The sequence below is a fragment of the Peribacillus sp. GL_122 genome, from assembly GCF_057835005.1.
On record NZ_CM174415.1, the window covers coordinates 1,493,548 to 1,519,058 of the forward strand.

Consider the following 25,511-nt stretch of genomic DNA (forward strand, 5'->3'; position numbering starts at 1 on the left):
CTTATAATGATATGGTGGAAGTAAGGGAGGCAGGCGTGTAAAAATGATATTTAGGCTTGAAAATATTAGGTATAAAGGGATTTTGAAAATTGATGATTTGAGAATATCCGCTTGTATGGTTACTTGTTTGACCGGGGAAAGCGGTGCAGGGAAAACCTCACTGCTCCGATTATTGAACAGGATGGATGACCCGGATAGCGGTTCGATCTATTATCAGGATCGGTTGCTGGATGAATTCAACCCGATAGAGCTCCGGCGTAAGGTCACAATGCTTTCTCAGGCACCGTTCACTTTACCGGGTACGATTGAAGAAAACCTGCAGATTGGCCTGGAATTGACCGAACGGGAAAAAAAGGATAAAGCCGAATTGGTTAAAGCACTTGAAACCGTCCAGTTGCAGAAGTCTTTAGACGAGGGGGCGGAGAATCTTTCTGGCGGAGAGAAACAGAGGCTGGCACTGGCGAGGTTACTTTTATTGAAACCCGAGGTGTATTTGCTGGATGAGCCGACTTCAGCTCTTGATGAAGAAGCCGAGCTGACGGTCATGAGCCGTTTTTTAGAAGAAGTGAAGCGGGAAAAAGGAACGGTCATCATGATAACCCATTCAAAACAGCTTGCGGAAATATGTGCTGAAAAGAGGATCGTTCTGAAAAAGGCGAAGGAGGGTGACTATTAATGGAGGCGAATGGGATAATAGATATTGAGTTCTGGCGTCTTTGTGCGGCTTACCTATTTGTAGTGATTCTGCTCATAATCGTGAAATGGCGAGGGATTTCACGGGAAAAGCAAATCATGCTCGCTACGGTACGGATGACGGTCCAACTCATTCTTGCCGGATATGTTTTGACATATATCTTTGAAAATCCCCACCCTTTACTTTCTTTAGGATTTTTATGTGCGATGGCCCTGTTTTCCATCCATAATATTTTTAAGCAAGTGCCTTATACAATTAATAAGAAAATCAAAAGGATGGTTATCCTAAGTATGTTGTCAGGACCCATGGCGGCCTTGTTTTATTTTAATGTGGTCGTGATCCATTTCACGCCATGGTATGAGCCGAGGTATTTCATTCCAATTGCAGGGATGATCGTGGGGAATGCCATGACTGGAGTGACATTGACGCTTAAAAACCTCCATGATGGGATTAGCAGTAATCGTGAAAAGGTGGAAGCGATGTTGATGCTTGGGGCGACTCCAGCGAGGGCTGTGAAGAAATATGTGGATGCTGCATTCGACTCCGCAGTGCTCCCGACTTTGAACAATATGCTCGGGATGGGGATTATCTTCCTTCCAGGAATGATGACAGGGCAAATCCTGTCTGGGATAAGCCCGCTCATCGCCATTGAATACCAGATTGCAATATTAATCGGGATTCTCGGAAGTGTTTCATTAACGGTGGTCCTTTTCATTATGCTGAGTTTCAGGGCTTTTTTTACCAAAAATGCACAGTTGTCCATTTAATCTTTGAAGAATCTGAAAAGTAATAGTTGCAGTTCCATCTATATTTTTGTAATATTTTGTAGGTACCAATAGTTTTGGTTTGTTTGTTGGGAATGATAATGCTATTCTGATAAGGAAAAGGGCATTTCTTTTTTCATTTCTTTCCTGAGTGGATGGAGAAACTCCCTTACATAACCTATTTTTGTTAATTTATCTTAAAGGAGATTGATTTATATGGTAGAAAAAACATTTACAGTAACTGCAGAAACAGGAATTCACGCCCGTCCGGCTACATTGCTTGTACAAGCTGCAGGAAAATTTGATTCAGAAATAAACCTTTCTTATAAAGAGAAAAAAGTGAACCTTAAGTCCATTATGGGTGTAATGTCACTGGGTATTGGCCAAGGTGCGGAAATTACGATTTCTGCTGAAGGAAGCGATGAAAATGATGCACTAAATACACTTGCTGAAACGTTGAACAGAGAAGGATTAGCAGAATAATGTCCACTTTGATTAGTGGAATAGCAGCTTCAAACGGAATAGCCATCGCTAAAGCCTATCGACTGACAGAGCCAGATTTATCGATTGAAAAAAGAAGCATAGAAGATGTCGGGGCGGAAATATCCCGTTTTAAGGAAGCTATTCAAAAGTCAACAAATGAATTGGAGATAATCAGGGATAAAGCCGAAAAAGATTTAGGGGCCGATAAAGCCGCTATCTTTGACGCACACCTGCTTGTTTTGGCTGATCCGGAACTTATAACTCCCATTCAGGATAAAATACAATCAGAGAGCGTCAACGCTGAGTTTTCCTTAAATGAAACCGCAAGCATGTTCATTACGATGTTTGAACAAATGGATAATGAATACATGAAGGAACGGGCAGCGGATATCCGTGACGTCACGAAACGGGTACTGTCGCATCTTTTAGGTGTTCATATTCCAAATCCAAGCATGATTGCTGAAGAAGTGATCATCATTGCGGAGGATTTGACTCCATCCGATACAGCACAGTTGAATCCGGCATACGTCAAAGGGTTTACGACCGATATCGGTGGACGTACATCCCATTCAGCCATAATGGCACGTTCATTGGAAATTCCAGCAGTCGTTGGAGCAAAATCAGTGACCTCGTCCATTGAAAATGGTGACTTGGTCATTATTGACGGGCTAAAGGGTGAAGTGCACATAAATCCTACTCCGGAACTCGTGAAACGCTACGAGGAGGAGCAGGAAGCCTATGCCATGCAAAAGGCTGAGTGGGCTAAACTGGTTCATGAACAAACCGTTACAAATGATGGCCATCATGTGGAATTGGCTGCAAATATCGGTACTCCGAAAGATCTGGATGGCGTTCATCAAAATGGCGGTGAAGGCATCGGGTTATATCGTACGGAATTTCTTTATATGGGCAGAAATGACTTTCCAAGTGAAGAAGAGCAGTTCGAGGCATACAAAGCGGTGCTGGAAGGTATGTCAGGTAAGCCTGTAGTCGTCAGAACGCTTGACATAGGCGGAGACAAGGAGTTGCCTTATTTAGAGCTTCCTAAGGAAATGAATCCCTTCCTTGGATACCGTGCGATTCGCCTTTGCTTAAATGAGCAGGAGATTTTCCGGACTCAGCTCCGTGCCCTGCTTCGCGCAAGCATTTATGGGGATTTGAAAATCATGTTCCCGATGATCGCCACACTAGCTGAATTCCGCGAGGCTAAAGCCGTCTTGGCTGAAGTTAGGCAGGAATTGCTTGATAATGGCATTCAAGTTGCCGAAAAAATTGAAGTCGGAATTATGGTTGAAATCCCTTCAACTGCAGTGATGGCTGATATATTTGCTAAGGAAGTCGATTTCTTCAGCATAGGCACTAACGACCTGATTCAGTATACGATGGCCGCTGACCGAATGAATGAGAGAGTATCTTATTTATATCAACCATATAACCCAGCGATTTTACGCCTGGTTAAAATGGTCATAGATGCAGCTCATAAAGAAGGGAAATGGGCCGGGATGTGCGGGGAAATGGCTGGAGATGAAATTGCCATACCGATTTTGATCGGATTGGGTCTTGATGAATTCTCAATGAGTGCCACTTCGATTTTAAAAGCACGTTCTTTAATTAGCCAACTTTCGCTTGAAGAGATGAAAAAACTATCTCAGGAAGTTTTAGGGTTGGATACGAATGATAATGTGAAAGAAGCGGTAATTAACGCTTTGAAGAAATAAAAAAATGAGGAAAAATGGCACCCCATCCACAGAATCTTCGGATGGGGTGCTTTCCTGTAATTTTTGCTTGAACAATTAAGAAAAAATGTTTATTGCACCAAAATGGGGGTAAATAAAAAGCAAGCACAGTTGTTTAGCTCTATTAGGGCAGCTGACATTCTCATTTCCCCCTTTGACGCCGGTTGGGTTATCCAACCGGCAATTTTTTTGTGATCGCTTGATATAAAAAATCACAATAATGATTATTCAGATTTTTCACTTTTCGAATATGGCGATATAATGGAATTATAAATTTGAGAAAATGGAGGTCATAAAATATGGAATTACATTTGGAAAAGAAAAATGCCTTGATCTTAGCTTCAAGTCAAGGTTTGGGTAAGGCCATGGCAGCTGAATTGGTTAAAGAAGGAGCAAATGTCATGCTAGCCAGCCGTGATGGAGAAAAGCTTGCTGCCGTGCAAAGGGAAATATCGCAGCTTGGGGCGGGTAAAGTTGCTTATATGGTAACGGATATAACAAAAGCTGAAGATATTAAAAGCTTGGTTAGGCAGACTGCTGAAGAGTTCGGAGGTATCGATATTCTTATTAATAACGCCGGAGGTCCTCCAGGGGGTTCATTTACAGATTTCAATGATGAAGAATGGCAACAATCTTTCGAACTTAATTTACTAAGCTTCATAAGGACAATCCGTGAGAGCTTGCCACATTTAAAAAAACAGGGCGGGAAAATTGTTAATATTGCTTCTTCATCCATTAAGGAACCGATTCCAGGATTGATTCTATCGAATACATTCCGGACTGCAATCGTTGGATTGTCAAAGACGTTAGCTTCAGAATTAGCACCAGACCGGATATTGATCAATACAGTTGGACCAGGAAGAATCGCAACGGACCGCGTTCAGCACCTTGATAAAATGAATGCAGAGAAACAAGGCGTCACTCCTGAGGAGATGACTGAACAATCCATTAACAAAATCCCTGTTGGCCGTTATGGGGAACCTGAGGAATTTGCAAAGTTCGTTACTTTCCTTGTTTCAGGTGCCAATACATATTTAACGGGGCAGTCCTATTTAGTTGACGGAGGAATGATAAAGTCCATTTAAGGATTTTTGAAACAAAATGATTTGGAGGAATCTGCAGTGATACAATCGAACAAAGTGATCGGCTTCATAGGTTTAGGAGTTATGGGAAAAAGCATGGCCGCAAATCTACTTAAGGCGGGATTTGAGGTATTTGTTTATACAAGGACGAAGGATAAGGCAAGTGAACTGCTCTTACAGGGTGCGAAGTGGGCATCTGCACCAAAGGAAATTGCGCAGAAAGCTAATGTGATCATTTCCATGGTAGGATACCCTAGTGATGTGGAAGAAATCTATCTTGGGAAAAATGGGCTAATCGAAAACGGGAAACAAGGAACCCATTTAATCGATATGACGACCTCGACTCCGTCTTTGGCAGTGAAAATAGCGGAGGAAGCCAAGAAAAGAGGCATGGAATCATTGGATGCACCGGTTTCCGGAGGAGATATCGGTGCCCGTGATGCAAAGCTTACGATTATGGTCGGCGGGTCTAGTGAGGCATTTGAAGCGGTCCTGCCCATTTTTGATATCATTGGCAGCAATGTTGTCCATCAAGGCCCGGCTGGTTCGGGACAGCATACGAAAATGTGCAATCAAATCGCCATTGCATCTAATATGATCGGAGTGACTGAAGCGATTTCCTATGCCCAAAAGGCGGGGTTGAATCCGGAACGGGTATTAAGAAGCATATCATCGGGTTCTGCCGGAAGCTGGTCACTGTCCAATCTTGTGCCGCGTATGGTTGAAGGGGATTTTGAACCTGGTTTTTATATCAAGCATTTTATCAAGGATATGAAGATTGCACTTGATGAAGCGGAAAGAATGGGAATGGACGCTCCTGGATTAAGCCTAAGCAAATCCCTATATGAGGGGCTGGCAGAAGCTGGCGAGGAAAATAGCGGTACACAGGCGTTATATAAACATTATAATTAAGTGCTAGCATTTCTTTACCATGAATAAGCTGATAGCGACAGCCTTTACAAAAAGGAGTGAAAGCTATGGGCGAATTCGATGATATTAATATGAAGTTCCAGGAATTAGAAGATGGTCGATATATTGTAAGGATTGAAGGCTTTAAACGAGAAAAAACCATTCATCAAACAAAGCCCATTCGTTGGGATCTGAAATTAATGAATGAAAGTCCGCTAATCTTGCCGGTGAAATTCAGTCATATCGAAACGAATGCCGGTTTTCAGATCCTGATGCGCGAATTGAAGAGTTTAGGTTTTTCAAAGCCGCGCTCCGCAAAGGAATTTGAAGAAGTGATGGCTGATTTACTGGGGTCCATCGTTGAAGTGAGCCTTACCACGACAAATAAGGAAGAAGGATATCGGGAAATTCGTTTTTTACGGAGATTGTATTAGTTGACTGGCTTTGTGAAAAACCTTCGGTAGCCTGACATCTTTGAAAAATAGGAAAGTGGCCTTCAATTGTTCATTCAATTGAAGGCCACTTTTTTTTTCGGTTACTTTTTAGCTAAAAAAGCTTCAATACGGTCCAAAGCCTTTTCAAGGGTTTCCATGGAATAGGCATAAGATATCCTGAAGTACCCTTCGCCAAGGGGAGAGAAGGCATCTCCAGGGACCACTGCCACTTTTTCCTGTTGAACAAGCTTGAGGCAAAAATCAAGGGAAGAGGCATAGCCTTCAGGCAGCTTTATAAAGAAGTAAAAGGCACCATTTGGTTTGACTATTTCCAGTTCCATCGCTTGTAAGCGACTGTATACGTATTCCCGTCTCCGGGAATACTCAGTCTTCATGGGAATGGCATCATCTCTGCCTGCCGTCAATGCTGCCAAGGCAGCTCTCTGCGATATGGAGGAGGCACAAGTTACATTGTATTGATGAACCTTCAGGATATGCTGAGAGATGGCTACAGGCGCAAACAGAAGGCCAATCCTCCACCCGGTCATGGAATGGGACTTGGACAATCCGTTCAGGACGATGGTTTGTTCTTTTAAGAAAGTGGCAATCGAAACATGCTCCTGATCGAATACCAGTTCACTGTATATCTCATCAGCCAATATGAATATGTCCTTGCCCCTTACAAGTTCGGCAATGTCCAATAATTCTTCGGCAGATAATGTTACCCCGGTCGGATTCGATGGATAGGGCAGAACGATGCACCGTGTATGATCGGTTATGTACTTTTCAATTATATCTGCAGTCAAACGAAATCCATTTTTTGTTGTATCGGCATAAACAGGTGTTGCACCGCACATCTTAATGATGGGTTCATATCCTGGATATACCGGACCCGGTAATATTACTTCGTTCCCTGGGATGAGAATCGTCCGAAAGGTAATATCTATGCCTTCGCTGGCACCAGAAGTCACTAGGACTTCATTCCCCGGATCATAGCTAAGCTTGTATTTATCCTTTACATATTTTGAAGCGGCTTCCCTTAATTCCAGATAGCCGGCATTGTGAGTATAAACGGTATAGTCATTATCGATGGCTTGTTTTGCCGCTTCTTTAATATGCATTGGAGTTGGAAAGTCAGGCTGTCCTATCGTTAAGGAAATGGTGCCTTCGATATCAGCGACCATATTGTAGAATTTACGGATTCCTGATATTTGTACGTCTTTTACTAGAGGGTTTATTAAATGTTCCATCTATGAATATCCTCCCTTATCTAACTACATGAATTATGTTATGTTTGACTCATTCATTCTATTTTATCATTTAGTTTGGATGGGGGAGAAAACTTTTTGAGATTAATGAATTAAAGGTATAATGTATGATAAGAAAATTTTGAGGGTTGATACATTTGATAAGGACTTGCGCAATTACTTCTAATCAAGAAATCAGTTTTGATTTACCGCTAACGGAAATGAATAATCCGGATATCGAGTGGTTCTGGGTTGATTTTTCCAACCCCACAAACAAGGAAATCGAACTTTTATCCAATCATTTTCACTTTCACCCGCTGGCAATTGAAGATTGCCTGGATGATTTTAATCAACGTCCAAAAATGGATTTTTATGAGGGTTACCAATTTCTTGTGATTCATGCTCTAAGGGAGAAGGCATTAAAAGCAGTGGAATTGGATATGTTCGTTGGTGAAAAATGGATAGTCAGTTTTCATAAGGAAGATATGCTTGAACTGGAAAAGGTACGGGAAGAAATTGCTGGTAATAAAATGTTGAAGCAAAGTCCCTTTTTCTTGATGCATAGGATAATTGACAGGATCGTCGATGAATTCTTCCCACCTGTTTATAAAATTGAAAGCGAATTGGGTAGCATTGAGGAAAATACTGAAAATGACACGATTAACGAATTGATGGATCAGCTTTTCGATTTACGTACAGATATGTCCAGGCTCCGTCGGACCATATTGCCGATGCGTGATTTATTGTACAGAATGATTTCATCGGAGCGACTGAATTATTTGAAAGATCAGCACCTTTATTTTAATGATGTGTACGATCATCTTCTTAAATTGGCTGAAATGCTTGAATCCTATCGAGATTTTTCGTCCGATATACGTGATAGTTATTTGTCTGTGAACTCTAATAATATGAATTCAACGATGATGACATTGACTGTCATCACTACCATTTTCATGCCGCTGACCTTCATAGTGGGCGTATATGGGATGAATTTTGAATATATGCCGGAATTAAATTGGCATTATGGCTATTTCCTCATTCTTGGAATGATGGGCGGAATTGCCTTGATGATGTTTTTATTCTTTGTTAAAAAAGGTTGGCTCAATCCAAAGAATAGGTCGCGAAAGAGATGAAATGACCCAACTGGCCTGCTATTCTAAGTTTCATTTGAGGTGAGTATTTTTTTATAATGGAAATTGAGGGAAAACGAATGGTTTATTCGTTTTAATCGGGGGGACCATCATCAATTCACTTTTCCACATGCATATAAGCTTTATTTTATATTCTTTGTTGCTTTCCTCTAAATGCGAATAGAGTTTGGAAGGGATGAAGGGCGTTATTTTGCGACCAGCCTATCAGGTCTGCTTTATACCCATGTCGGTTATATCATGGAGGGGGGAATGTCGAAGAGACAGGCCCTTTACGATCGATATGATGGGCGGAATGGCAATGGTGAAAAATGAACTTGGAAAAAGGGGGACTCTGATGGGTCCCTTTTTAGTTTGGCTTCAATAGATAATCACTTCTTGATCCTTTTTTTATCTGTGCTCTAAACAAAAGAAATATTTAACCGAATTATTAGGTATGAGTTCATTGATAAAACCATAATTTTTCGTAGAATTATGAAATGAAAAAGTAAGAGAAGGGCGAGATGACACAATGGAAGCAAATAAAGGAATATTACTGGAAAGTGGCACGAATGAGCTTGAGATAGTGGAATTCGGTCTCGGAAAGAATAAATTCGGCATTAACGTAATCAAGGTGAAGGAAATCATTAATCCTGTCCCCATCACGCTTGTCCCTCATTCCCATCCAAATGTGGAGGGGATCATTGAACTTCGTGGAGAAGTCCTGCCAGTTGTGAATGTGGCGGATGCTTTAGGATTTCCGCCATCTGAAACTCCTGAGCAGGATAAATTCATAGTGGCTGAATTCAATCAGCAAAAAGTGGTTTTCCATGTCCATACCGTAACACAGATCCACCGTATTTCCTGGTCCCAAATCGAAAAGCCTTCGGATATGTATCAAGGCCTTGAAAGTCAGATTATCGGAGTAATAAAATTAAATAGAGAAATGTTACTGTTACTTGATTTTGAAAAAATAGTGGTCGAAATCAATCCAGAATCAGGAATAAACATCCAACAGGTTAAAAAGCTTGGTACCCGGCAAAATTCAGACAAGAGAATCCTGATTGCAGAAGATTCTCCATTACTGAGAAAGCTGCTTTTTGATACATTGTCAGAAGCGGGATTCAAGTACTTGGAGTTTTATGAAAATGGACTTGATGCATTTAATTATCTGGAGAATTTAATTGAATCAGGAAAAGTGGTTGAAGATGAAGTGCATCTTGTAATTACCGATATTGAGATGCCTCAAATGGATGGACATCATTTGACTAGAAGAATAAAGGAAAACGGGGAACTCGCTGGGTTGCCGGTGATTATTTTCTCTTCTTTGATTACTGACAGCCTTCGTCATAAAGGTCAGGTCGTAGGGGCTAACGCACAAATCAGCAAGCCAGAAATTGCAGAGCTTATAAAGTTGATAGACAGATTGGTATTATGAATGTGAAAACGGGCCGATGAGGCGTTACCTCACGGCCCGTTTGGTTTATCAATGATTAATACTTGGAACCTTTTCCTAAAAAGGAGGATGGGAATGGATTGTGAAAAGGTTGCTTGACCGACCCACGTCCGTGAGCCTTTTTCTCGATGTTGGTATTGTTCGGTTGTTTTTCACCTGCTTGTCCAACGTAAGTTTGCAAGATCTGTTTTGCCTTGGATAATGACAACGCGGCTTTAGGGTTCCGTATGGAAGCTGCCCGGCTGCCGAGGTGGGGTAGCTTTTTCAAATCTTCCTTTGTGGGAGGTAAATGAAAAACATATGATCCGCATTCGACAATGACGTCGGATTGTTGTGCTGCAAAGCGAGGGTTATCAGAGAAATGAAGTCCAATCTTCTTCGCTTTTCCTTCTTGCATAAGCTTGCTTAATGCGAGTCGTTTTAAATTATATAAATTCTTGGGCTCCAATGCAGTCTTTGCATGTTTATTGACAATAAACACGGCTTGGGCAAGGGAGTTTATCGAAAACTCATCCCTTTCAGAATGTCCTTTCGTTTGGTTCATTGTGGAAACTCCTTTTCTTAATGAGGTTAGAAGGACGTTATAAATAGACTTCCTTCAGTAAAAACCCGTTTTTATATATTGGTTGAAATAGAGACGTGTGTGCAACCAGGCAGAAAAAAGTGAAAAAATAATGCATGTACATCTCTAGGGTATGACCATCATTTCCCAACACTTTACCATCTATTCATTTTCATATTATACCACTTCAAAATATATAGGGAAGTAAAATTCAATCCGACGCCTTTTAGTCCAAGAAAAAGAAGGCGCTTTTGTCGCCTTCTTTCCAACCCTTATTTAGTGTATATATTGATATTTTCAGATACCCCAGCCTGTGCGCCGAATTGTTGCTGGTTACCCTGAAAGCCTTGATAAGAAGGGTAAGCTGGATAAGCGGGGTAAGGAGGGTAAGCGGGCGGGTATGGAGGAGGATATGGAGGATAGACTGGATAGATAGGTGGACGGTTATTGAATAGCAACGGTCCAATTGCCAATCCTGCAACAAAAGCTACAGGCGCCAATAGCGGAAAGAAAGGAAAGAAGCGCTCGTCATTCCAATATTCAGGTCCATATTCATTCCCATATGCATTTCTGTAATCGTTCTGTAGCATAATGGTCTGCGGATAGTGGTAGTAAGGAAAATACTGTGTTTGCATAATTTGCCTCCTTTTCTCAAATTCTTTACATAGTATGGATTTTTTTAAGAAAAGAGCCTGTTTCATCTTAATCTGTTATAATGAATCTACTTATGAGAATAATTTGGGGGGACCTTGATGGATCGGTTTAAAAGCATTTTTGCAGTCGGTTTTGGAGGAGCGGCTGGAGCGATATTGCGATATTGCGTAATCTTGACTGCTGGTCATTCCTTCTTCCCGTTTGGAACCCTCTTAATAAATATAGTAGGCAGCTTTTTACTTGGAATGATCAATGGCTATTTCGCCTCGAAAAAGAGATCGCTTGTTTTTTTAGCGCTGGGCAGCGGGTTTTGCGGCGGTTTCACCACGATGTCCACATTTTCACAAGAAGTGGTGGATCTACTGCAGACTTCTCTGGCATTGGCGGGACTGTATATTGGTGCCACGCTTTTTTTTGGTTTGGTTGCTGGTTTCTTCGGACTGGGACTTTTTAATAGACGGAGAGGTGAGTCCCTTTGATTGAGGTTCTTTCGGTATTTATAGGAGGCTTTTTGGGAGCGGCCTCAAGATATGTCTTGCAGATTATTTTTAATAGGCTATTGCCAGCCGTCTCGATACCCATTAGCATTTTACTGATTAACCTTATAGGTTCCTTTGGGCTTGGAATTGCGCTTCCACAGAAAGAAAGCTGGGCTTTATCTTTGCAGGTTTTTCTGACAATAGGTTTCCTGGGTGCTTTTACGACCTTTTCAACATTCAGCATGGAAACACTTGAACTTATTAGGAAACACCGTTATATAGATAGCCTTATCTATATAACGGTGTCTGTTTTAGGGTGTATCGGAACTTTCCTGTGCGGCTATTTAAGTATGGTATAACCTTTATGGCAACTACCATTTGGGACTGGTAAAAAAAACCTGGTTTTCTCAGATATACTTCTAATGCTATAATTCATAGGAGTCCATTACACATGATTTATGGCAACAAGTCGTTTATTCGCACAGGTTTTGTTAAAAAGTCTGGCGGTTTTCCCCTGTATTCTTTTCCTATCATTTTTCGGATTGGAATTCGTAAACTGTCAACTCCGGACGTGAAAGGAAACGATATGGGAGACGGGTAGTGCCAAGCCCTCTATTAACATGTAACGTTAATGAATCGATTTCATACGTGCCTTCCCGGTACTTTTCAGCGTATGGGGGAGTTACAAGGGCACCGGCAAAGGGGATTTGTACTTGTCCTCCGTGACTGTGACCGCTTATTTGATACTGGATGTCATAAGTCCTTGATGTGTCGGCAAGGTCAGGGGCATGCGAAAGCATAATGGTGAACACTTCTTCAGGAATGCCAGATAGTGCTTTTTCAAAATCAGGTTTTCCTAGCATGGCATCATCAACCCCGGCAATGACTATTTCTTCAGCCGTTAATAAGGTAATCTTAGTTGAGGTATTTTGCAACATGGTAAAATGGGATTTTTCCATGATATCGCTGTAAATTTCTGAGCCATATCCCCCATGATCATGGTTACCGTAGATGCTGAACTTTCCAAGTGGCGCTTTGAGCTGATTTAAAACGAGAGGGATTTTCTGGTAATCCTTATATTTATTAGGCTGGTCCATCAAATCTCCGGTAAATAAAATAACATCAGGGTCCAGTTGGTTTATCTTATTGACAATTGCTTGTAAATCTTTAAGCTGAAATTGAAAGCCTAAATGCGTATCACTGAATTGGACCATTTTCATGCCATGAAAACCTTTTGGGATAAGCGGGTGGCTGATGATTTTATGCTTGATTTCTAACCACTTAGGTTCCAAATTATGGGCATAATAGTTTCCGCCAATACCTAAACCGGTTAAGGTAGCCAATGTACCAAAACTTTTTTTTAAGAATGTTCTTCTGGATATGGGTTTATTCAAATTAATCAACCTATCTAATATAAAAATGTTACTTCCTCATACTAACAAACAATATACATAAAATGAAGAAAATATCTTCTATGAGCATATGAAAAACATGTAAACTGGGGTTTGATGAAACCGTATCCGGTTTGAAATTGAACATCTATACGGAGGTAACATGATGACCGAACCAATGTTTATTACACTGATTATACTTCTATGCGCGATCGCGCTTTTTATACAAGGGAAATTTCGAGCAGATTTAATTGCACTTAGTGCACTATCCATTCTGGGTTTACTGGGGATTCTTACATTGGATGAACTAGTGGCCGGGTTTGCGAACCAAGTGGTCATCATGCTGGCTGGGCTATTTATAGTCGGTGCCGGCCTGTTAAATACAGGAATCGTGGAAAAGGCAGGAAATAAGTTGTTGGGTTTATGTGGGGGCAGTGAATGGAAATCGCTGCTTATCGTCATGCTGACAGCAGGAATATTAAGTGCCTTTTTAAGCGGAACAGGAATTGTTTCCATACTGCTTCCGCTCGTTATGAGCATGGCCTTAAAACAAAAAACAAGTCCGACAAGGTATTTATTGCCACTTGCCTATGCAAGCAGTATTGGAGGGCTATTAACACTGACAGGTACTCCCTCCAATATGATCGTTGCTGATGTCTTACGGCAAAACGGAATAGGGACATTAGAGTTTTTTGACTTTACACCCGTGGGCTTGATCGCCTTTGCAGCAGGGTTATTCTTCATGTTGACACTCGGACGCCTGTTGCTTCCCGAGAAGACGATTGCCGCGAACAATAGTGTCAAGGGACTGTCGGCAGGGGAGCTTGCAGGCATGTACAAAGTATATGACAGATTGCATTATCTGCATATACCCGCTACTTCCGATATTGTTGGAGAAAGGCTGTCTGACCTCCAGCTTCCTATTCAGTATGAATTGACTTTGATTGAAATCCAGCGGAAGCCAAAGGATAAGCAATTACCGCTGTTGCAAAGACAGCTGACGATTTCAGCAAGGGCGGATGAGGTTCTTCATCCTGAAGATATCATTTTGGTGTTTGGGGAAGAAGAAGCAGTTGAGAGATTGGCACTTAACTATGAACTGGAGTTTAAACATTTCAATACCGAACAAATAAAGAAACATTTTCTTAGCAGTAGATTTGGATTGACAGAAATATTGATCGTCCCGAACTCGGATTATGAAAATCAAACCTTGATTGATGTGCATTTTCGTGAGAAATACCAATGTAATGTGCTTGCAATCAATCGGAATGGCGAATATATTCAAGCCGATGTCGGAACGGAACGCCTTAAACCGGGGGATGCAATCCTGATACATGGGGAATGGGAGAACATTGAGAGGATTTCCTCGGATTTACAGGATGTCATCGTTATTGGAAGTACCTCGGAAGATGGCTCTCCGGTCAACTCCAAGGGCAAAGCATGGATTGCCTTGGGAATCACTGCATTGATGGTCATTCTATTATCGATGGAGTCCGTCCCTGCCGTACTATCGGTATTGACGGCCGCATTGTTGATGGTGATCACTGGCTGTGTCCGTTCGATGGAGGATGCTTACCAAAAGATTAACTGGGAACCTGTTCTTTTGATTGCAGCCATGTTCGGAATAACGGCTGCATTGGATAATACGGGCGGAGTGAGGATGATAAGTGATTGGCTGGCCGTTTTATTCAGTAATATCGGGGCACACGGCATATTAGCGGTCTTTTATCTCCTGACACTGATCCTGAGCCAATTCATCCCGTATGGAGCCGCGGCGGTAATCATGACGCCCATTGCACTGACATCTGCGGTGAATCAAGGCATCGATCCCCTACCTGTGTTTATATGCCTTGCCGTTGCTGGCAGTTTGGCGTTATCGACTCCAAGGGTTGCCACTACCAACGCGCTTGTGATGACGGCGGGTGATTACAAGCATAAAGATTTTATCATGATCGGGATATCCATACAGATCTTCATTGGCGTTATCATGGTGATCACGATCCCGTGGTTCTTCCCTTTTTGATAAGACATAAGGCATTGTTCCATTTATGGACAATGCTTTTTCAATGTGTTTCTTTTCAAATGGATTGGATGAATGTGGTTCTGAAAAAAGAGTTATGCAGTAGGAATTAAAATATTTATTATCAATGCAAGAAACTAATGGTATAATTTTGGCATATTGGTGTTTTCGTAATTAGGGGGAAGATGCATCATGGATACAGAAAAGATATTAAAGAATTTAGACAGGGTGACACCATTCTTTCAACCGATTTTCAGTGCAGATCAACATCAGGTAATCGGGTATGAAATTCTAGGGCGCTATGAGGAACAATCGGAATATAAAAGCCTTGGACCTTTTTTTCACAATTCTGCAGTGCCGGAAGAGTATAGGGTGGAAGTGGATAATTACGTACTTGAAATTGCTTTGGAGAGAATAAAAGACTATGGTGAAGATTTTCTTATCTTTATCAACAGGGATCCTAATTTGCTTATGCTGGATCATGGCGAAGAATTCATGGAGATTTTACATCGTCATTTTCAACCGGAGGAAATGCACCGGATCGTACTGGAATTATCAGACACAATCAGCCCGGAAAACTTAGATCCTTTGCAGCATGTGCTTGCTTACTTTAGAACATATGGGATTAAGATAGCTTTAGATCATTTAGGACAAGATACGCAATTGGACCGAATCGCACAGATTTCTCCGAATATTTTAAAAGTTAACCTGGACCAGCTTCGCATTTCAGGTGGAGATGCCTATCAGGTAATCCTGTTTTCTCTAAGCATGCTTGCACGAAAAATCGGCGCCAATTTACTATTTGAGAACATTGAGTCCGAATACCAGCTTCGTTTTGCATGGAAGAATGGGGGACGATATTATCAAGGGTATTTTTTGGCGAAACCGGAAGGCGAATTCATTAATAAAGATTTACTTCGTGAAAAATTCCATCAAGAATGTCAGTCCTTCATTTCTTTAGAGACCAAGAAGCTTGAAGCCGTTTATCAAAAGACTTTGCAATTCAACGAGAATATGCAAAATTTCTTAAAACAGCAAAAGCGGAACGGCTCCCATGAAGATTTTCTCGGTATTTTGGCGAAAAAGTTGGATTCTGTATGTTTCCGGCTTTATATTTGTGATGAAGAGGGATATCAAAAATCCCCCAATATCCTACATAAGGACGGGCAATGGTTAGTCCAACCCAGTTATATGAATAAAAATTGGAGCTGGAGACCTTATTTTCTCGAAAATATCGTAAAGATGCGCAATGAGAAAAAAGGAATACTATCCGATTTATACAGTGATATCGAAACGGGGGAAACTATACGGACCTTTTCATATCCCCTGAATAATAAGGAATACATTTTCTGTGATCTTTCTTATAGTTATTTATATGAAAATGAAGCACTATTATAAAAATCGATTCATGAATATAATCGCTTTAAATGTGTAACGATAAGCAGAAATGATGCGCTTGGAGGAGACATATTTTGAGCACGTACATCTGGATTCTAATCATAATCGTTACAATCATGGCATTATATCTGCTCTTTTATACTTATTCTGTAGCAAGGGCACAGAAAGTGAAGGCCAGATATGATTCGACTATCGATGATTCCGTTAAAGAACATCCTTATTTAATGAACCCGGTATTCGTTTCCCTTTTCGTCGGGACGATTTTGGTTGCCGGTTTTATTTTTTACTATGCTTTTCGATAATTGTGAGAGGGAGATTTCAATATCATGAAATCTCCTTTTTTATTGTGAAGAATGGGTAATGGTATCAAGGTATCCCGAAGAATTTGATTTTGTAGTTTGGCTTTGATTTTGACGGGTATTGAAAGGCATAGGCAAAAATCATAACCATTAGGAGAAACTCTATAACAAGGAGATGATTGTAATGAGGAAGTATCTAGTTGCATGTCTTGCCAGTGTCCTTTTATTTTTAAGTGGAGGGTTCACTGCTTCAGCGGAGGGCTTACATAGAGAGGAAGTACTATCTTTGGTACAGGATGCCATGGAGAACCAAGGTTCGATCAGTGAGAAAGTACGTACTAAGGAAGCGATAGAAGGGAAGTTGGATAAACATTTCACAGGTGATTTCATCAAGAAGTTTGTCCAAGCGAATGTAGTGAAAGTCGATGGCGGTTATACCGCATTTGGATCAGATTTCGCTCCGTATTATATCCCTTTTTTCAGTTATGACAAGAATACGGAAATTGTATATGGGAAAAACGGTGATGTCATTTATGTTCAGGAGGAGTTCCAGGACACTGGGGACGGACCGGTATCGATGGAAAAACATGTTGAATCAGTTACTTTGAAAAAGGAAAATGGCGTTTGGAAGGTAATGGATGTAAAGTATGAAAGTGATAAAATGAAATAAGGAAAGTTCTTTAAAATTGAAAAATATGGAGTTGAAATGAAGAAGTCTAGAGGAGGTCACAGCCTTCTCTAGACTTTTTTTATATATTCAGTTCTTTTTTTATTTCGTCCAATTCAAAACCAACAATGGCTTTCCCATCGATGACGACCGTAGGTGTGGAATAGGCACCGTATTTATTCGTTAATTCTTTTCGGGCTTGTCCATCTGCTTTAATATCCTTTTCTTTGTAAACGACATTATTATCATCAAAGAACATTTTCATGATTTTGCAGGGAGGGCAATCAGGTTGGGTATATAGCGTAACGTCTTTCATTTCAATCCTCCATGTATTCTTTAGGTAAGGTTTATTTTTTCATTATAGAGGATGCCAGGACATTTGAATAGGAAAACACCCCAAGTACCGTTCTACTTACCTTTTTCCTGTTTTACCAGATAGTCTATCAATCCCATGGAACAAACATTCAGGTCCATGGCGATGATTTCAAAAACAGGATGATCTGTGGTGATTCCTTTTTCGCCTAAATGAAAGGCGACTTCCGTGAAAATATTTTTACTTGTCGCTGCCACTCGTTCCTCAAAGCTCGCATATTCCTTATATGCCGATTTGGCAGTCGCAACAAATTTAGGCAGCCAGTAATGAAGTTGTTTATATACTTCCTTAGGGTTTTCGGAAACCCCATAATGACCAAAATATATACGTTCGACGCCGATGCTTTCATACAATTCCGCTGCTGCAAGCATCGCTTCGGGGTTAAATTGGTTTGGCGATGTGGAAGGTAAGTAAAATTCCAGACCTTCTTCATCGAGTTCACGATAATAGATGCCTATGGTGTCACCTGAAAACATCCCTTTTGAAACCGAATCGAATATGCTTAAATGATGGTTTGCGTGCCCGGGAGTGTCATAAAAGGTCAACTTTGAATTATCACTTGTTTGCAGGGACTCCCGATCATGTTTAATCAGCATTCTTTCAAACGGAATAGGTAAAATCGGATCGAAAAGCTTGTTGAATTCTTCACCATAGACTGCTTTAGCCCCAGCAATCAAACGTGTTGGATCTTCTAGATGACGTGCACCTTTTGGATGGACGATCACTTTGGCGTTCGGGCAATGCTGTAAAAAAAGTCCTGCTCCACCTGCATGGTCCAAATGAATATGGGTAAGAATGATATATGTAATATCTTCGAGGGCGATTCCCAAATGTTCGAGCCCCTTCATTAAGTGGGGGATGGAAGGGCTGGCGGAAGTTTCGACTAATGTGATGTCTTCATCGGCAATTACATATGTACCTGTACGATTTCTTCTATCCAAATCAAAACCATCAATCAATGAAATGCGATAACCAAGTTCACTAATGTTTTGCAACAGAATCTACCCCCAAAAAATTTTTCATGTACAAAATCCATTCCTTATTTTATTCTGTTAATAGTGCCATGTAAAGAATGAAGTTTTAAATTATTCTGAATTTATTTCAGCGTGGCTACTGGATAGAAAAGTATGGTATAGTGAAACCTATCGAAAAGGTTTTATTCAGAAAGGAGAGGGAGTATGTCTCAATTACAGGGCATCCTTACCAGATTGAAAAGTCTTCAAGAGCAAGCGAAGGAATCTGAATCTGCTCAACGTTTTTTTGAAATAGATGGTGTGAAAAAGTGCCAGGTTACATATTTCAGCAAAACAGAAATGTTCGAGCTTGAAGTATACAGTGATAAAGGGAAATCATCCAAATATCAATTCGATAATATTGATATGATTACCATTGAAATCTTTGATCTTCTTCAATCTTAAAAAAATTACGAAAAGCCGCCTCCTTTGGAAGCGGCTTTTTTATTGTGAATGAATTTCGGTCAATTTTTACTTGAATGAAGTAGTGATTTTTACGACATCTTAATAATTGGAGGGATGTAAATGAAAAATCCAATGGTAATTTGCCCGGAATGCGGTGAGGAAAGGGAAATGGAAAATGTATTAACGGCACAATCCAACCAAAATGTGATTTATCAATGCCCGGAATGCGGTTTTAAACAGGTTAACATCAAAACTAGTAAGGGCTAAGGGTCTCTTGTGAATCCCGCCGTTTGGGATTTTATTGGTCTAGGAATGAGCCTTTTCTGCTTACATATGTTAAACTATAGAAAGAGCTGTATATAAAAACATATGGTAAGGGGTTTTAAAATGATCGGTACTCATGATGGGGATTTATTGGAATCCAGCGTTAAAGACTTAATGATTTCTTCTGAACGCGTGGCCCACGTGCAGGTAACCAATAACTTAGAACATGCACTATTGGTATTAACAAAGAGCGGTTATACGGCCATTCCTGTGTTAGATCCGATGTATAAACTGCATGGTTTAATTAGCACACCAGTCATTCTTGATTCAATCTTGGGACTGGAACGAATTGAATTTGATAATCTTGAGAATAAAAAAGTTTCCGAAATAATGAATATAGAAATACCTCGCCTGCATATTGAAGATACATTGACCAAGGGTGTGGAATTGTTGATTGACCATCCGTTTGTCTGTGTAGAGAATGACGAACATGTATTTGAAGGTATCTTAACGAGAAGGGCAATCTTGAAAAAAGTATTTAAACAAAATACGCCTGATAAATAAGTACGGCTTAACATGAAGTTAACCTCAAGACTCGCCAGTTGGCGAGTTTTCTTGTTTTTACATATTTAATCCAGCTAGTGGTAAATTCTATAAACAGTAGGGTCTATTAGGGGAGGATGCTGAAATTGGGCCAAGAGGTGAATAGTGCTAAGGTGCAGAATAAAAAATTGAAACGTCCCTTTATATTGGCTGCCATCATGTTGGCTATGTTTATGAATGCTATTGAAGGAACGATCGTTTCGACGGCAATGCCAGCCATTGTAAGTGATTTAGGTGGTTTTTCACTTTACAGCTGGGTGTTTTCAGGTTATTTGTTAATGAACGCCGTAACGGTCTTGATATATGGAAAGCTATCGGATATTCTCGGGAGAAAACCTGTCTTATTATTTGGAATCATTGTCTTTTTAATTGGCTCCCTTCTTTGCGGTTTTGCCAATTCTATGACGGAACTCATCATATATCGCTTTGTACAAGGTTTTGGGGCGGGGGCTGTAGCTCCTGTAGCTTCGACGATTGTTGGTGATATCTATAAAAATGAAGAGAGGGCACGCGTTCAAGGGTATCTATCGAGCGTTTGGGGAATTTCAGCGGTCATGGGGCCAGCTTTGGGCGGCTTGCTCGTTGAGTCCCTGACTTGGAAGCTTGTCTTCTGGATAAATATCCCTTTGGGCTTATTATCTTTTATTGGGATTTGGTTTTTCCTTCATGAAAATATCGAAAAGAAAAAACGTGATATCGATTACCTAGGTGCAACGCTATTGACGTTATCCATATCCACTCTTATGGTGATACTCGTAGAAGGAGGAGTGAAATGGTCATGGGCTTCAGCTCCAGTTATATCCTTGGCATTAGTGGCCATCATCACCTTCATCTTATTCATTCTTCAGGAAAAGAAAGCGGCCGAACCGATGATGCCATTTGAAATTTGGCAGGAGCGTTCCATTCTGATTGCCAATCTTGTATCCCTGACGACAGGGGTGATGATGATCGGATTATCAAGTTTCCTCCCGACATTCGTTCAGGGGGTGATGGAACGCTCGCCTACGGTAGCTGGTTTTACATTGACAGCCATGTCAATTGGCTGGCCGATTGCATCAATGGTCTCTGGCAGGTTATTGATGAAAATAGGATTCAAATCAACCTCCCTCCTTGGAGGGTGTTCATTGATCCTTGGGAGCTTGATCCTGGTGTGGATGAAGCCGGAGGCTGGGCCGATTATTGCTGCCATGGGATCCTTCTTTGTCGGTGTAGGCATGGGCTTGACTTCTACCTCATTCATTGTCGTCATTCAAAAAACCGTCAGCTGGGAACGAAGGGGCATTGCGACAGCTTCCAATATGTTCATGCGTAATTTAGGAAATACTGTAGGTGCTGCATTACTTGGAGGAATCATGAATATGAGGCTTCAAGCCTACTTGAATGAACATGCGCCAGCCGGCTCGGGAGTGACGATAGATACGGCAAATAAACTGTTGAACAGTGAAGAACGCATGTCGCTTCCTGAAAATGTGGTAAAGGTTTTACAGGAAGGACTTACATTGTCTTTACAGACGATTTATCTCATCGTTCTAGGCTTCGCTGTAATCAGCTTCCTGTTACTTACGAGACTAAGAAAGAATAAGAATAAGAATGCTTAAAAAAGGCAGACTCTTTAAATGGAGTTTGCCTTTGTATTTAAGGAAACGCAACTCTGATGACCAATTGAATCAATAATGCGATCGTGACCGCATGTAAAATTAATTTCAACTGTCGAGTGGAGATTTTTTGAGCCACACGCAAGTCCAGTTGTGATCCGATAAGGGACCCGATCGTGTAATAAATGGCAATCCCCCATGCAATGTACCGGCAATGAAATAGGTAATGAATGCAGCTGTACAGCTAATGAAAGTTTGGAATCTAGTAAAGGCCAGGGATTGAAGGTAGGTGGCACCATTTCTTAAAAAGGTATACATGAGCATGGTTGCCTGTCCCGGTCCGAACATTCCGTCATAGACCCTGATTCCGAATAGGGATGGATAAACTTTTTTTGGGAGATGCCAATCCGATTCATCGGAAGGTTTTCGTTTTTTAATGAAATTCATGATCAAAGCGACAGTCAAAAGACAGATGGCTAACAAATTCATTGCCTTTTCAGAGAATGAATTCGACCACCACATAAGCCACCGAAAAGGGCAAATGGGATTAACTGGAGGGCATACTTCAATTTAAGCTGTTTTTTCTTGAATAAAATATAAAAACTGGAAAAGAAGAAAACATGTTGGAAAATTTGACTGAACCAATAACCTGGTGGATGGGTAAACCTATCAAAAGAAGGGATGGCATGCCGATAAGACCGCCGCTCCCAGCCAATGTGCCGACAAAGGATGCTGCAAAACTGATGACAAGCAATAAAATGAACGTCAAAGGATATTCACTCCTTTTCTTTTCTCTTGTATTATAAGTCGACTTTGTTGATAATAAAAATTAAATAAATTAAATCATCATGATAAGAATTAATTATCAAGAGGTTGGTGTGTATGTCATTTTCAGAATTTCATTTATTATCCGTGCTTGCTCAGGAAATGAATATGAGAAAAGCAGCTGAGAGGTTGTTCGTTTCCCAGCCGGCTTTATCCCAGCGTTTACAATCAATAGAAAAGGATTGGGGCTCGAAACTGTTTCTGCGTTCACAAAAAGGGCTGTCACTGACACCTGCAGGTGAAGCGGTAATTCGTTTAGCCAATGAGGTTATAGAAAAAGAGGAAAAGGTCAGGGAAAGTATTCAAGCTATGGACCATGAAGTATATGGCACTTTGAAAATAGCCTGTGCCTCGATTGTCGGTCAAAATTGGCTGCCGCAAGTATTGAAAAAGTTCGTCCAAAAATATCCGTATGCCAAAATTTCCTTAATCACTGGCTGGAGCAGTGAGATTTTAAAGTCTTTGTATGAAGGACAAGTACATATTGGCATCATAAGGGGAGCCCCGGATTGGAAAGGGGTAAAACAGCATTTATTTACAGATATGCTTTATTTGGTGGATACTGAAATGAAGGAACTGAATCAAGTGTTCGAAACGGACCGGCCATTCATTCAGTTTAAAAGCGATTCGAATTATTATCAGGAAATTCAGGACTGGTGGCATCGGCAATTTAAAACGACACCAAAAAACACCATAGTCGTGGATCAAATCGAAACATGCAAACAAATGGTGTTTAATGGTATAGGATATGCGATCCTGCCAGCCATCACTTTACATGATAAAGATACGAATGTTTTTAAAATCCCTCTTTTGGATGGGCATAACCACTCAATCGAACGAGATACATGGCTTTGCGGCTATGAATCTGCCTTTCAGTTAAAGCAAGTCCAGGCATTCACGGAAGTGGTAAAAGAGCATATTCGTGACCAAGGAATGTTATAGGTCCGCTGACGAAAATGTCAATAGGGGAGAATAATATATAAGAGTGACATTCAACTTGTCTTGCCGGCAGTTGTCTGGTAAATTTAAAACGAGTAATGATACATATTTAGGAGGTTTACCCGGAATGAATAAAATGGATGCAAACGAAATTATTTCTTTTATCTCAAATAGTAAAAAATCTACACCTGTAAAGGTATATGTCAAAGGCGATTTAGAAGGCATGGATTTTGGTCCAGCTTCTAAAACTTTCATAACAGGAAATACAGGTGTTGTATTCGGTGAGTGGTCTGAAGTCGAAGAAGCAATCAAGGCAGCAGGAACAAAAATCGAGGATTATGTAGTTGAAAATGATCGCCGAAACTCTGCCATTCCTTTATTGGACCTAAAAGGCATCAAAGCCCGTATCGAGCCTGGCGCAATAATCCGTGACCAAGTATCCATTGGAGACAACGCAGTAATCATGATGGGTGCATCAATCAATATTGGTTCTGTCATCGGTGAAGGCACAATGATCGACATGAACGCAATACTGGGCGGGCGTGCAACAGTGGGTAAAAACTGTCACGTAGGTGCAGGTGCCGTTTTAGCAGGTGTCATCGAGCCGCCTTCCGCACAACCGGTCATTTTGGAAGATGATGTTTTAATCGGAGCCAATGCGGTCGTACTAGAAGGTGTGAAAATCGGTCAAGGTTCTGTTGTGGCGGCTGGTGCAGTTGTAACGAAAGACGTTCCTCCTTACTCCGTGGCTGCTGGTATCCCGGCGAGGGTCATTAAACAAATTGACGAAAAAACAAAATCAAAAACAGAAATCATGCAAGAACTTCGTCAACTTTAATTTCTTTAGTGAATATTGCCTGAAGCGTGGATAAATATATCCACGCTTTCTGTATAGGAGGAAATAATGTGAAAATAAATCCTTTTGCCGAGATCCGGCGTGATTTGCATCAAATACCGGAGATAGGGTTCAAAGAATTCAAGACTCAGCAATACCTACTGAATTACATAACGAAACTGGCCCCGGAGCGAATGGAAATAGAAACTTGGCGGACTGGGATATTCGTGAAAGTGAAGGGAATGAACCCGCGGAAAACAATTGGCTACCGGGCTGATATTGACGGTCTGCCGATAAAAGAGGAAACCGGATTGCCGTTCGCATCCAACCACGAGGAATATATGCATGCCTGCGGTCATGATTTTCATATGAGCATAGGTTTGGGATTATTGACATATTTCACCGAAAATCCAATCGATGATGACTTGCTATTCATCTTCCAGCCCGCAGAAGAGGGTCCTGGCGGAGCTGAACCAATGCTTAAATCGGAAACGATGAAAAAATGGAAGCCGGATATGATTCTTGCATTACATATTGCTCCAGAGTATCCAGTTGGGACGATTGCCGTTAAAGAAGGGCTTCTATTTGCCAATACATCTGAATTATTCATCGATTTGAGGGGGAAAGGAGGGCATGCAGCCTACCCGCATGAAACAAATGACATGGTCATTGCGGCATGCTCGCTTGTAGGGCAGCTGCAAACAATCGTTTCCAGGAATGTCAATCCACTTGATTCAGCTGTCATTACAGTTGGGAAGATTACTGGTGGCACCGTTCAAAATATTATTGCGGAGACAGCGCGGTTAGAAGGCACAATACGCACCCTTAACCCCGAATCGATGGTAAAGGTCAAGTCAAGAATAAAAGCGCTTGTGGATGGCATACAAGTGGGATATGAGTGCTTGGCTGAAATCGACTATGGTGCGATGTATCACCAGGTGTATAATGAAGAACGGTTGACCCGGGAATTCATGGAATTTACAGAGAAGTCAACTGCTGTTCATTTGCATCGCTGTACGGAAGCGATGACTGGTGAAGATTTTGGTTATATGTTAAAGGAGATTCCAGGATTCATGTTCTGGCTGGGGGTTTCATCGGATTACGGATTGCACCACGCTAAGTTAAGTCCGGATGAAACTGCGATTGAACTCGCGATCAATCACTTAACGGACTATATAACGTTTAAAGGAAGCGAAGCGTAAAAAATGCTTTTCAGTACAGAACATGCTCTAAAGAGAGAACGAATGACGTTGGAGG

At 41.0% G+C, this 25,511-nt stretch carries 30 protein-coding genes; 22 read left to right on the top strand and 8 right to left on the bottom strand.

Features of this window, described 5'->3' with window-relative positions; all coding sequences use genetic code 11:
- The first annotated feature begins 43 nt into the window (after window positions 1-43).
- From AC3ISB_RS07255 to AC3ISB_RS07285, 7 genes are all read left to right on the top strand, one after another.
- Window positions 44-676, top strand: a complete 633-nt coding sequence (locus AC3ISB_RS07255) for an ABC transporter ATP-binding protein (protein WP_286178564.1) — start codon at window positions 44-46, stop codon at window positions 674-676.
- Window positions 676-1,461, top strand: a complete 786-nt coding sequence (locus tag AC3ISB_RS07260) for an ABC transporter permease (RefSeq protein ID WP_489275934.1) — start codon at window positions 676-678, stop codon at window positions 1,459-1,461. Before AC3ISB_RS07255 ends, AC3ISB_RS07260 begins: the two co-directional genes overlap by 1 nt.
- 213 nt (window positions 1,462-1,674) lie before the next feature.
- Window positions 1,675-1,941: a phosphocarrier protein HPr gene (locus tag AC3ISB_RS07265; protein ID WP_076366836.1), complete on the top strand. Its 267-nt coding sequence runs from the start codon at window positions 1,675-1,677 to the stop codon at window positions 1,939-1,941.
- Window positions 1,941-3,659, top strand: a complete 1,719-nt coding sequence (ptsP, locus tag AC3ISB_RS07270) for a phosphoenolpyruvate--protein phosphotransferase (protein ID WP_098371159.1) — start codon at window positions 1,941-1,943, stop codon at window positions 3,657-3,659. The genes AC3ISB_RS07265 and ptsP overlap by 1 nt, the downstream gene beginning before the upstream one ends.
- A 317-nt stretch (window positions 3,660-3,976) precedes the next feature.
- Window positions 3,977-4,762, top strand: a complete 786-nt coding sequence (locus AC3ISB_RS07275) for an SDR family oxidoreductase (RefSeq protein WP_098371158.1) — start codon at window positions 3,977-3,979, stop codon at window positions 4,760-4,762.
- A 36-nt stretch (window positions 4,763-4,798) separates the two neighbouring features.
- Entirely contained in the window at window positions 4,799-5,671 is an 873-nt protein-coding gene (locus AC3ISB_RS07280; protein ID WP_480339171.1) for an NAD(P)-dependent oxidoreductase, read from the top strand.
- Between the two features lie 65 nt (window positions 5,672-5,736).
- A complete protein-coding gene (locus AC3ISB_RS07285; RefSeq protein WP_034314117.1) occupies window positions 5,737-6,102 on the top strand; it encodes a hypothetical protein in 366 nt (121 codons plus the stop codon).
- Window positions 6,103-6,203: 101 nt separating this feature from the next.
- Here the strand turns inward: AC3ISB_RS07285 and AC3ISB_RS07290 are convergent, their stop codons facing one another.
- Window positions 6,204-7,352, bottom strand: coding sequence for an aminotransferase A (locus AC3ISB_RS07290; protein WP_489275937.1), 1,149 nt, complete (start codon window positions 7,350-7,352; stop codon window positions 6,204-6,206).
- Between the two features lie 146 nt (window positions 7,353-7,498).
- Between AC3ISB_RS07290 and corA the strand changes: the two genes are divergently transcribed.
- Window positions 7,499-8,482 carry a magnesium/cobalt transporter CorA gene (gene corA / locus AC3ISB_RS07295; RefSeq protein ID WP_181762170.1) on the top strand — a complete coding sequence of 328 codons (984 nt, stop codon included), beginning with the start codon at window positions 7,499-7,501 and terminating at the stop codon, window positions 8,480-8,482.
- 526 nt (window positions 8,483-9,008) lie between these two features.
- The gene (locus AC3ISB_RS07300) at window positions 9,009-9,914 is read left to right on the top strand and encodes a chemotaxis protein (RefSeq protein ID WP_480339168.1); all 906 of its coding nucleotides are present in this window, start codon (window positions 9,009-9,011) and stop codon (window positions 9,912-9,914) included.
- Window positions 9,915-9,969: 55 nt separating this feature from the next.
- Here AC3ISB_RS07300 and AC3ISB_RS07305 read toward each other — a convergent pair whose 3' ends face one another.
- Complete coding sequence (locus tag AC3ISB_RS07305) at window positions 9,970-10,476, bottom strand: YkyB family protein (protein WP_098371155.1); 507 nt, start codon at window positions 10,474-10,476, stop codon at window positions 9,970-9,972.
- Window positions 10,477-10,766: 290 nt separating this feature from the next.
- Window positions 10,767-11,129: a hypothetical protein gene (locus AC3ISB_RS07310; protein WP_480339167.1), complete on the bottom strand. Its 363-nt coding sequence runs from the start codon at window positions 11,127-11,129 to the stop codon at window positions 10,767-10,769.
- A gap of 117 nt (window positions 11,130-11,246) precedes the next feature.
- Here AC3ISB_RS07310 and AC3ISB_RS07315 point away from each other — a divergent pair, with 117 nt between their 5' ends.
- The gene (locus tag AC3ISB_RS07315) at window positions 11,247-11,627 is read left to right on the top strand and encodes a fluoride efflux transporter FluC (protein ID WP_098371154.1); all 381 of its coding nucleotides are present in this window, start codon (window positions 11,247-11,249) and stop codon (window positions 11,625-11,627) included.
- Window positions 11,624-11,986: a fluoride efflux transporter CrcB gene (gene crcB / locus AC3ISB_RS07320; RefSeq protein WP_489275941.1), complete on the top strand. Its 363-nt coding sequence runs from the start codon at window positions 11,624-11,626 to the stop codon at window positions 11,984-11,986. Before AC3ISB_RS07315 ends, crcB begins: the two co-directional genes overlap by 4 nt.
- Before the next feature lie 171 nt (window positions 11,987-12,157).
- On the opposite strand, the gene AC3ISB_RS07325 is transcribed toward crcB, so the two are convergent.
- Window positions 12,158-13,021, bottom strand: coding sequence for a metallophosphoesterase (locus AC3ISB_RS07325; protein WP_098371152.1), 864 nt, complete (start codon window positions 13,019-13,021; stop codon window positions 12,158-12,160).
- A gap of 160 nt (window positions 13,022-13,181) precedes the next feature.
- Between AC3ISB_RS07325 and AC3ISB_RS07330 the strand changes: the two genes are divergently transcribed.
- The 4 genes from AC3ISB_RS07330 (at window position 13,182) to AC3ISB_RS07345 (ending at window position 17,405) form a co-directional block, all read left to right on the top strand.
- Entirely contained in the window at window positions 13,182-15,041 is a 1,860-nt protein-coding gene (locus AC3ISB_RS07330; RefSeq protein WP_141992444.1) for an SLC13 family permease, read from the top strand.
- A 189-nt stretch (window positions 15,042-15,230) separates the two neighbouring features.
- Entirely contained in the window at window positions 15,231-16,436 is a 1,206-nt protein-coding gene (locus tag AC3ISB_RS07335) for an EAL domain-containing protein (protein WP_141992443.1), read from the top strand.
- Between the two features lie 74 nt (window positions 16,437-16,510).
- Complete coding sequence (locus tag AC3ISB_RS07340; RefSeq protein ID WP_098371149.1) at window positions 16,511-16,738, top strand: hypothetical protein; 228 nt, start codon at window positions 16,511-16,513, stop codon at window positions 16,736-16,738.
- Between the two features lie 181 nt (window positions 16,739-16,919).
- Window positions 16,920-17,405, top strand: coding sequence for a DUF3993 domain-containing protein (locus AC3ISB_RS07345; RefSeq protein ID WP_179891038.1), 486 nt, complete (start codon window positions 16,920-16,922; stop codon window positions 17,403-17,405).
- A gap of 79 nt (window positions 17,406-17,484) precedes the next feature.
- On the opposite strand, the gene AC3ISB_RS07350 is transcribed toward AC3ISB_RS07345, so the two are convergent.
- Both AC3ISB_RS07350 and AC3ISB_RS07355 read right to left on the bottom strand, forming a co-directional pair.
- The gene (locus tag AC3ISB_RS07350) at window positions 17,485-17,718 is read right to left on the bottom strand and encodes a glutaredoxin family protein (RefSeq protein ID WP_076366808.1); all 234 of its coding nucleotides are present in this window, start codon (window positions 17,716-17,718) and stop codon (window positions 17,485-17,487) included.
- A 92-nt stretch (window positions 17,719-17,810) separates the two neighbouring features.
- Window positions 17,811-18,770 carry an MBL fold metallo-hydrolase gene (locus AC3ISB_RS07355; protein ID WP_489275945.1) on the bottom strand — a complete coding sequence of 320 codons (960 nt, stop codon included), beginning with the start codon at window positions 18,768-18,770 and terminating at the stop codon, window positions 17,811-17,813.
- A 183-nt stretch (window positions 18,771-18,953) separates the two neighbouring features.
- On the opposite strand from AC3ISB_RS07355, the gene AC3ISB_RS07360 reads away from it, so the two are divergent.
- From AC3ISB_RS07360 to AC3ISB_RS07375, 4 genes are all read left to right on the top strand, one after another.
- Window positions 18,954-19,193 carry a YkuJ family protein gene (locus AC3ISB_RS07360; protein WP_034314086.1) on the top strand — a complete coding sequence of 80 codons (240 nt, stop codon included), beginning with the start codon at window positions 18,954-18,956 and terminating at the stop codon, window positions 19,191-19,193.
- Window positions 19,194-19,313: 120 nt separating this feature from the next.
- Window positions 19,314-19,460 carry a hypothetical protein gene (locus AC3ISB_RS07365; RefSeq protein ID WP_094246583.1) on the top strand — a complete coding sequence of 49 codons (147 nt, stop codon included), beginning with the start codon at window positions 19,314-19,316 and terminating at the stop codon, window positions 19,458-19,460.
- A gap of 120 nt (window positions 19,461-19,580) precedes the next feature.
- Window positions 19,581-20,021 carry a cyclic-di-AMP-binding protein CbpB gene (cbpB, locus tag AC3ISB_RS07370; protein ID WP_063232001.1) on the top strand — a complete coding sequence of 147 codons (441 nt, stop codon included), beginning with the start codon at window positions 19,581-19,583 and terminating at the stop codon, window positions 20,019-20,021.
- Between the two features lie 125 nt (window positions 20,022-20,146).
- Complete coding sequence (locus tag AC3ISB_RS07375) at window positions 20,147-21,658, top strand: MDR family MFS transporter (protein WP_489275948.1); 1,512 nt, start codon at window positions 20,147-20,149, stop codon at window positions 21,656-21,658.
- A 105-nt stretch (window positions 21,659-21,763) separates the two neighbouring features.
- On the opposite strand, the gene AC3ISB_RS07380 is transcribed toward AC3ISB_RS07375, so the two are convergent.
- Window positions 21,764-22,177, bottom strand: a complete 414-nt coding sequence (locus AC3ISB_RS07380) for a TSUP family transporter (protein WP_489275950.1) — start codon at window positions 22,175-22,177, stop codon at window positions 21,764-21,766.
- Window positions 22,178-22,220: 43 nt separating this feature from the next.
- On the bottom strand, window positions 22,221-22,424 hold the full coding sequence (locus tag AC3ISB_RS07385) for a TSUP family transporter (RefSeq protein ID WP_286178560.1): 204 nt from the start codon (window positions 22,422-22,424) through the stop codon (window positions 22,221-22,223).
- A gap of 113 nt (window positions 22,425-22,537) precedes the next feature.
- Between AC3ISB_RS07385 and ccpC the strand changes: the two genes are divergently transcribed.
- From ccpC to AC3ISB_RS07400, 3 genes are all read left to right on the top strand, one after another.
- Window positions 22,538-23,422, top strand: coding sequence for a transcriptional regulator CcpC (gene ccpC, locus AC3ISB_RS07390; RefSeq protein WP_063231999.1), 885 nt, complete (start codon window positions 22,538-22,540; stop codon window positions 23,420-23,422).
- A gap of 124 nt (window positions 23,423-23,546) precedes the next feature.
- Complete coding sequence (gene dapD / locus AC3ISB_RS07395) at window positions 23,547-24,257, top strand: 2,3,4,5-tetrahydropyridine-2,6-dicarboxylate N-acetyltransferase (protein ID WP_141992439.1); 711 nt, start codon at window positions 23,547-23,549, stop codon at window positions 24,255-24,257.
- 74 nt (window positions 24,258-24,331) lie between these two features.
- Window positions 24,332-25,456 carry an N-acetyldiaminopimelate deacetylase gene (locus AC3ISB_RS07400; protein ID WP_377409578.1) on the top strand — a complete coding sequence of 375 codons (1,125 nt, stop codon included), beginning with the start codon at window positions 24,332-24,334 and terminating at the stop codon, window positions 25,454-25,456.
- The last annotated feature ends 55 nt before the right edge of the window (window positions 25,457-25,511 follow it).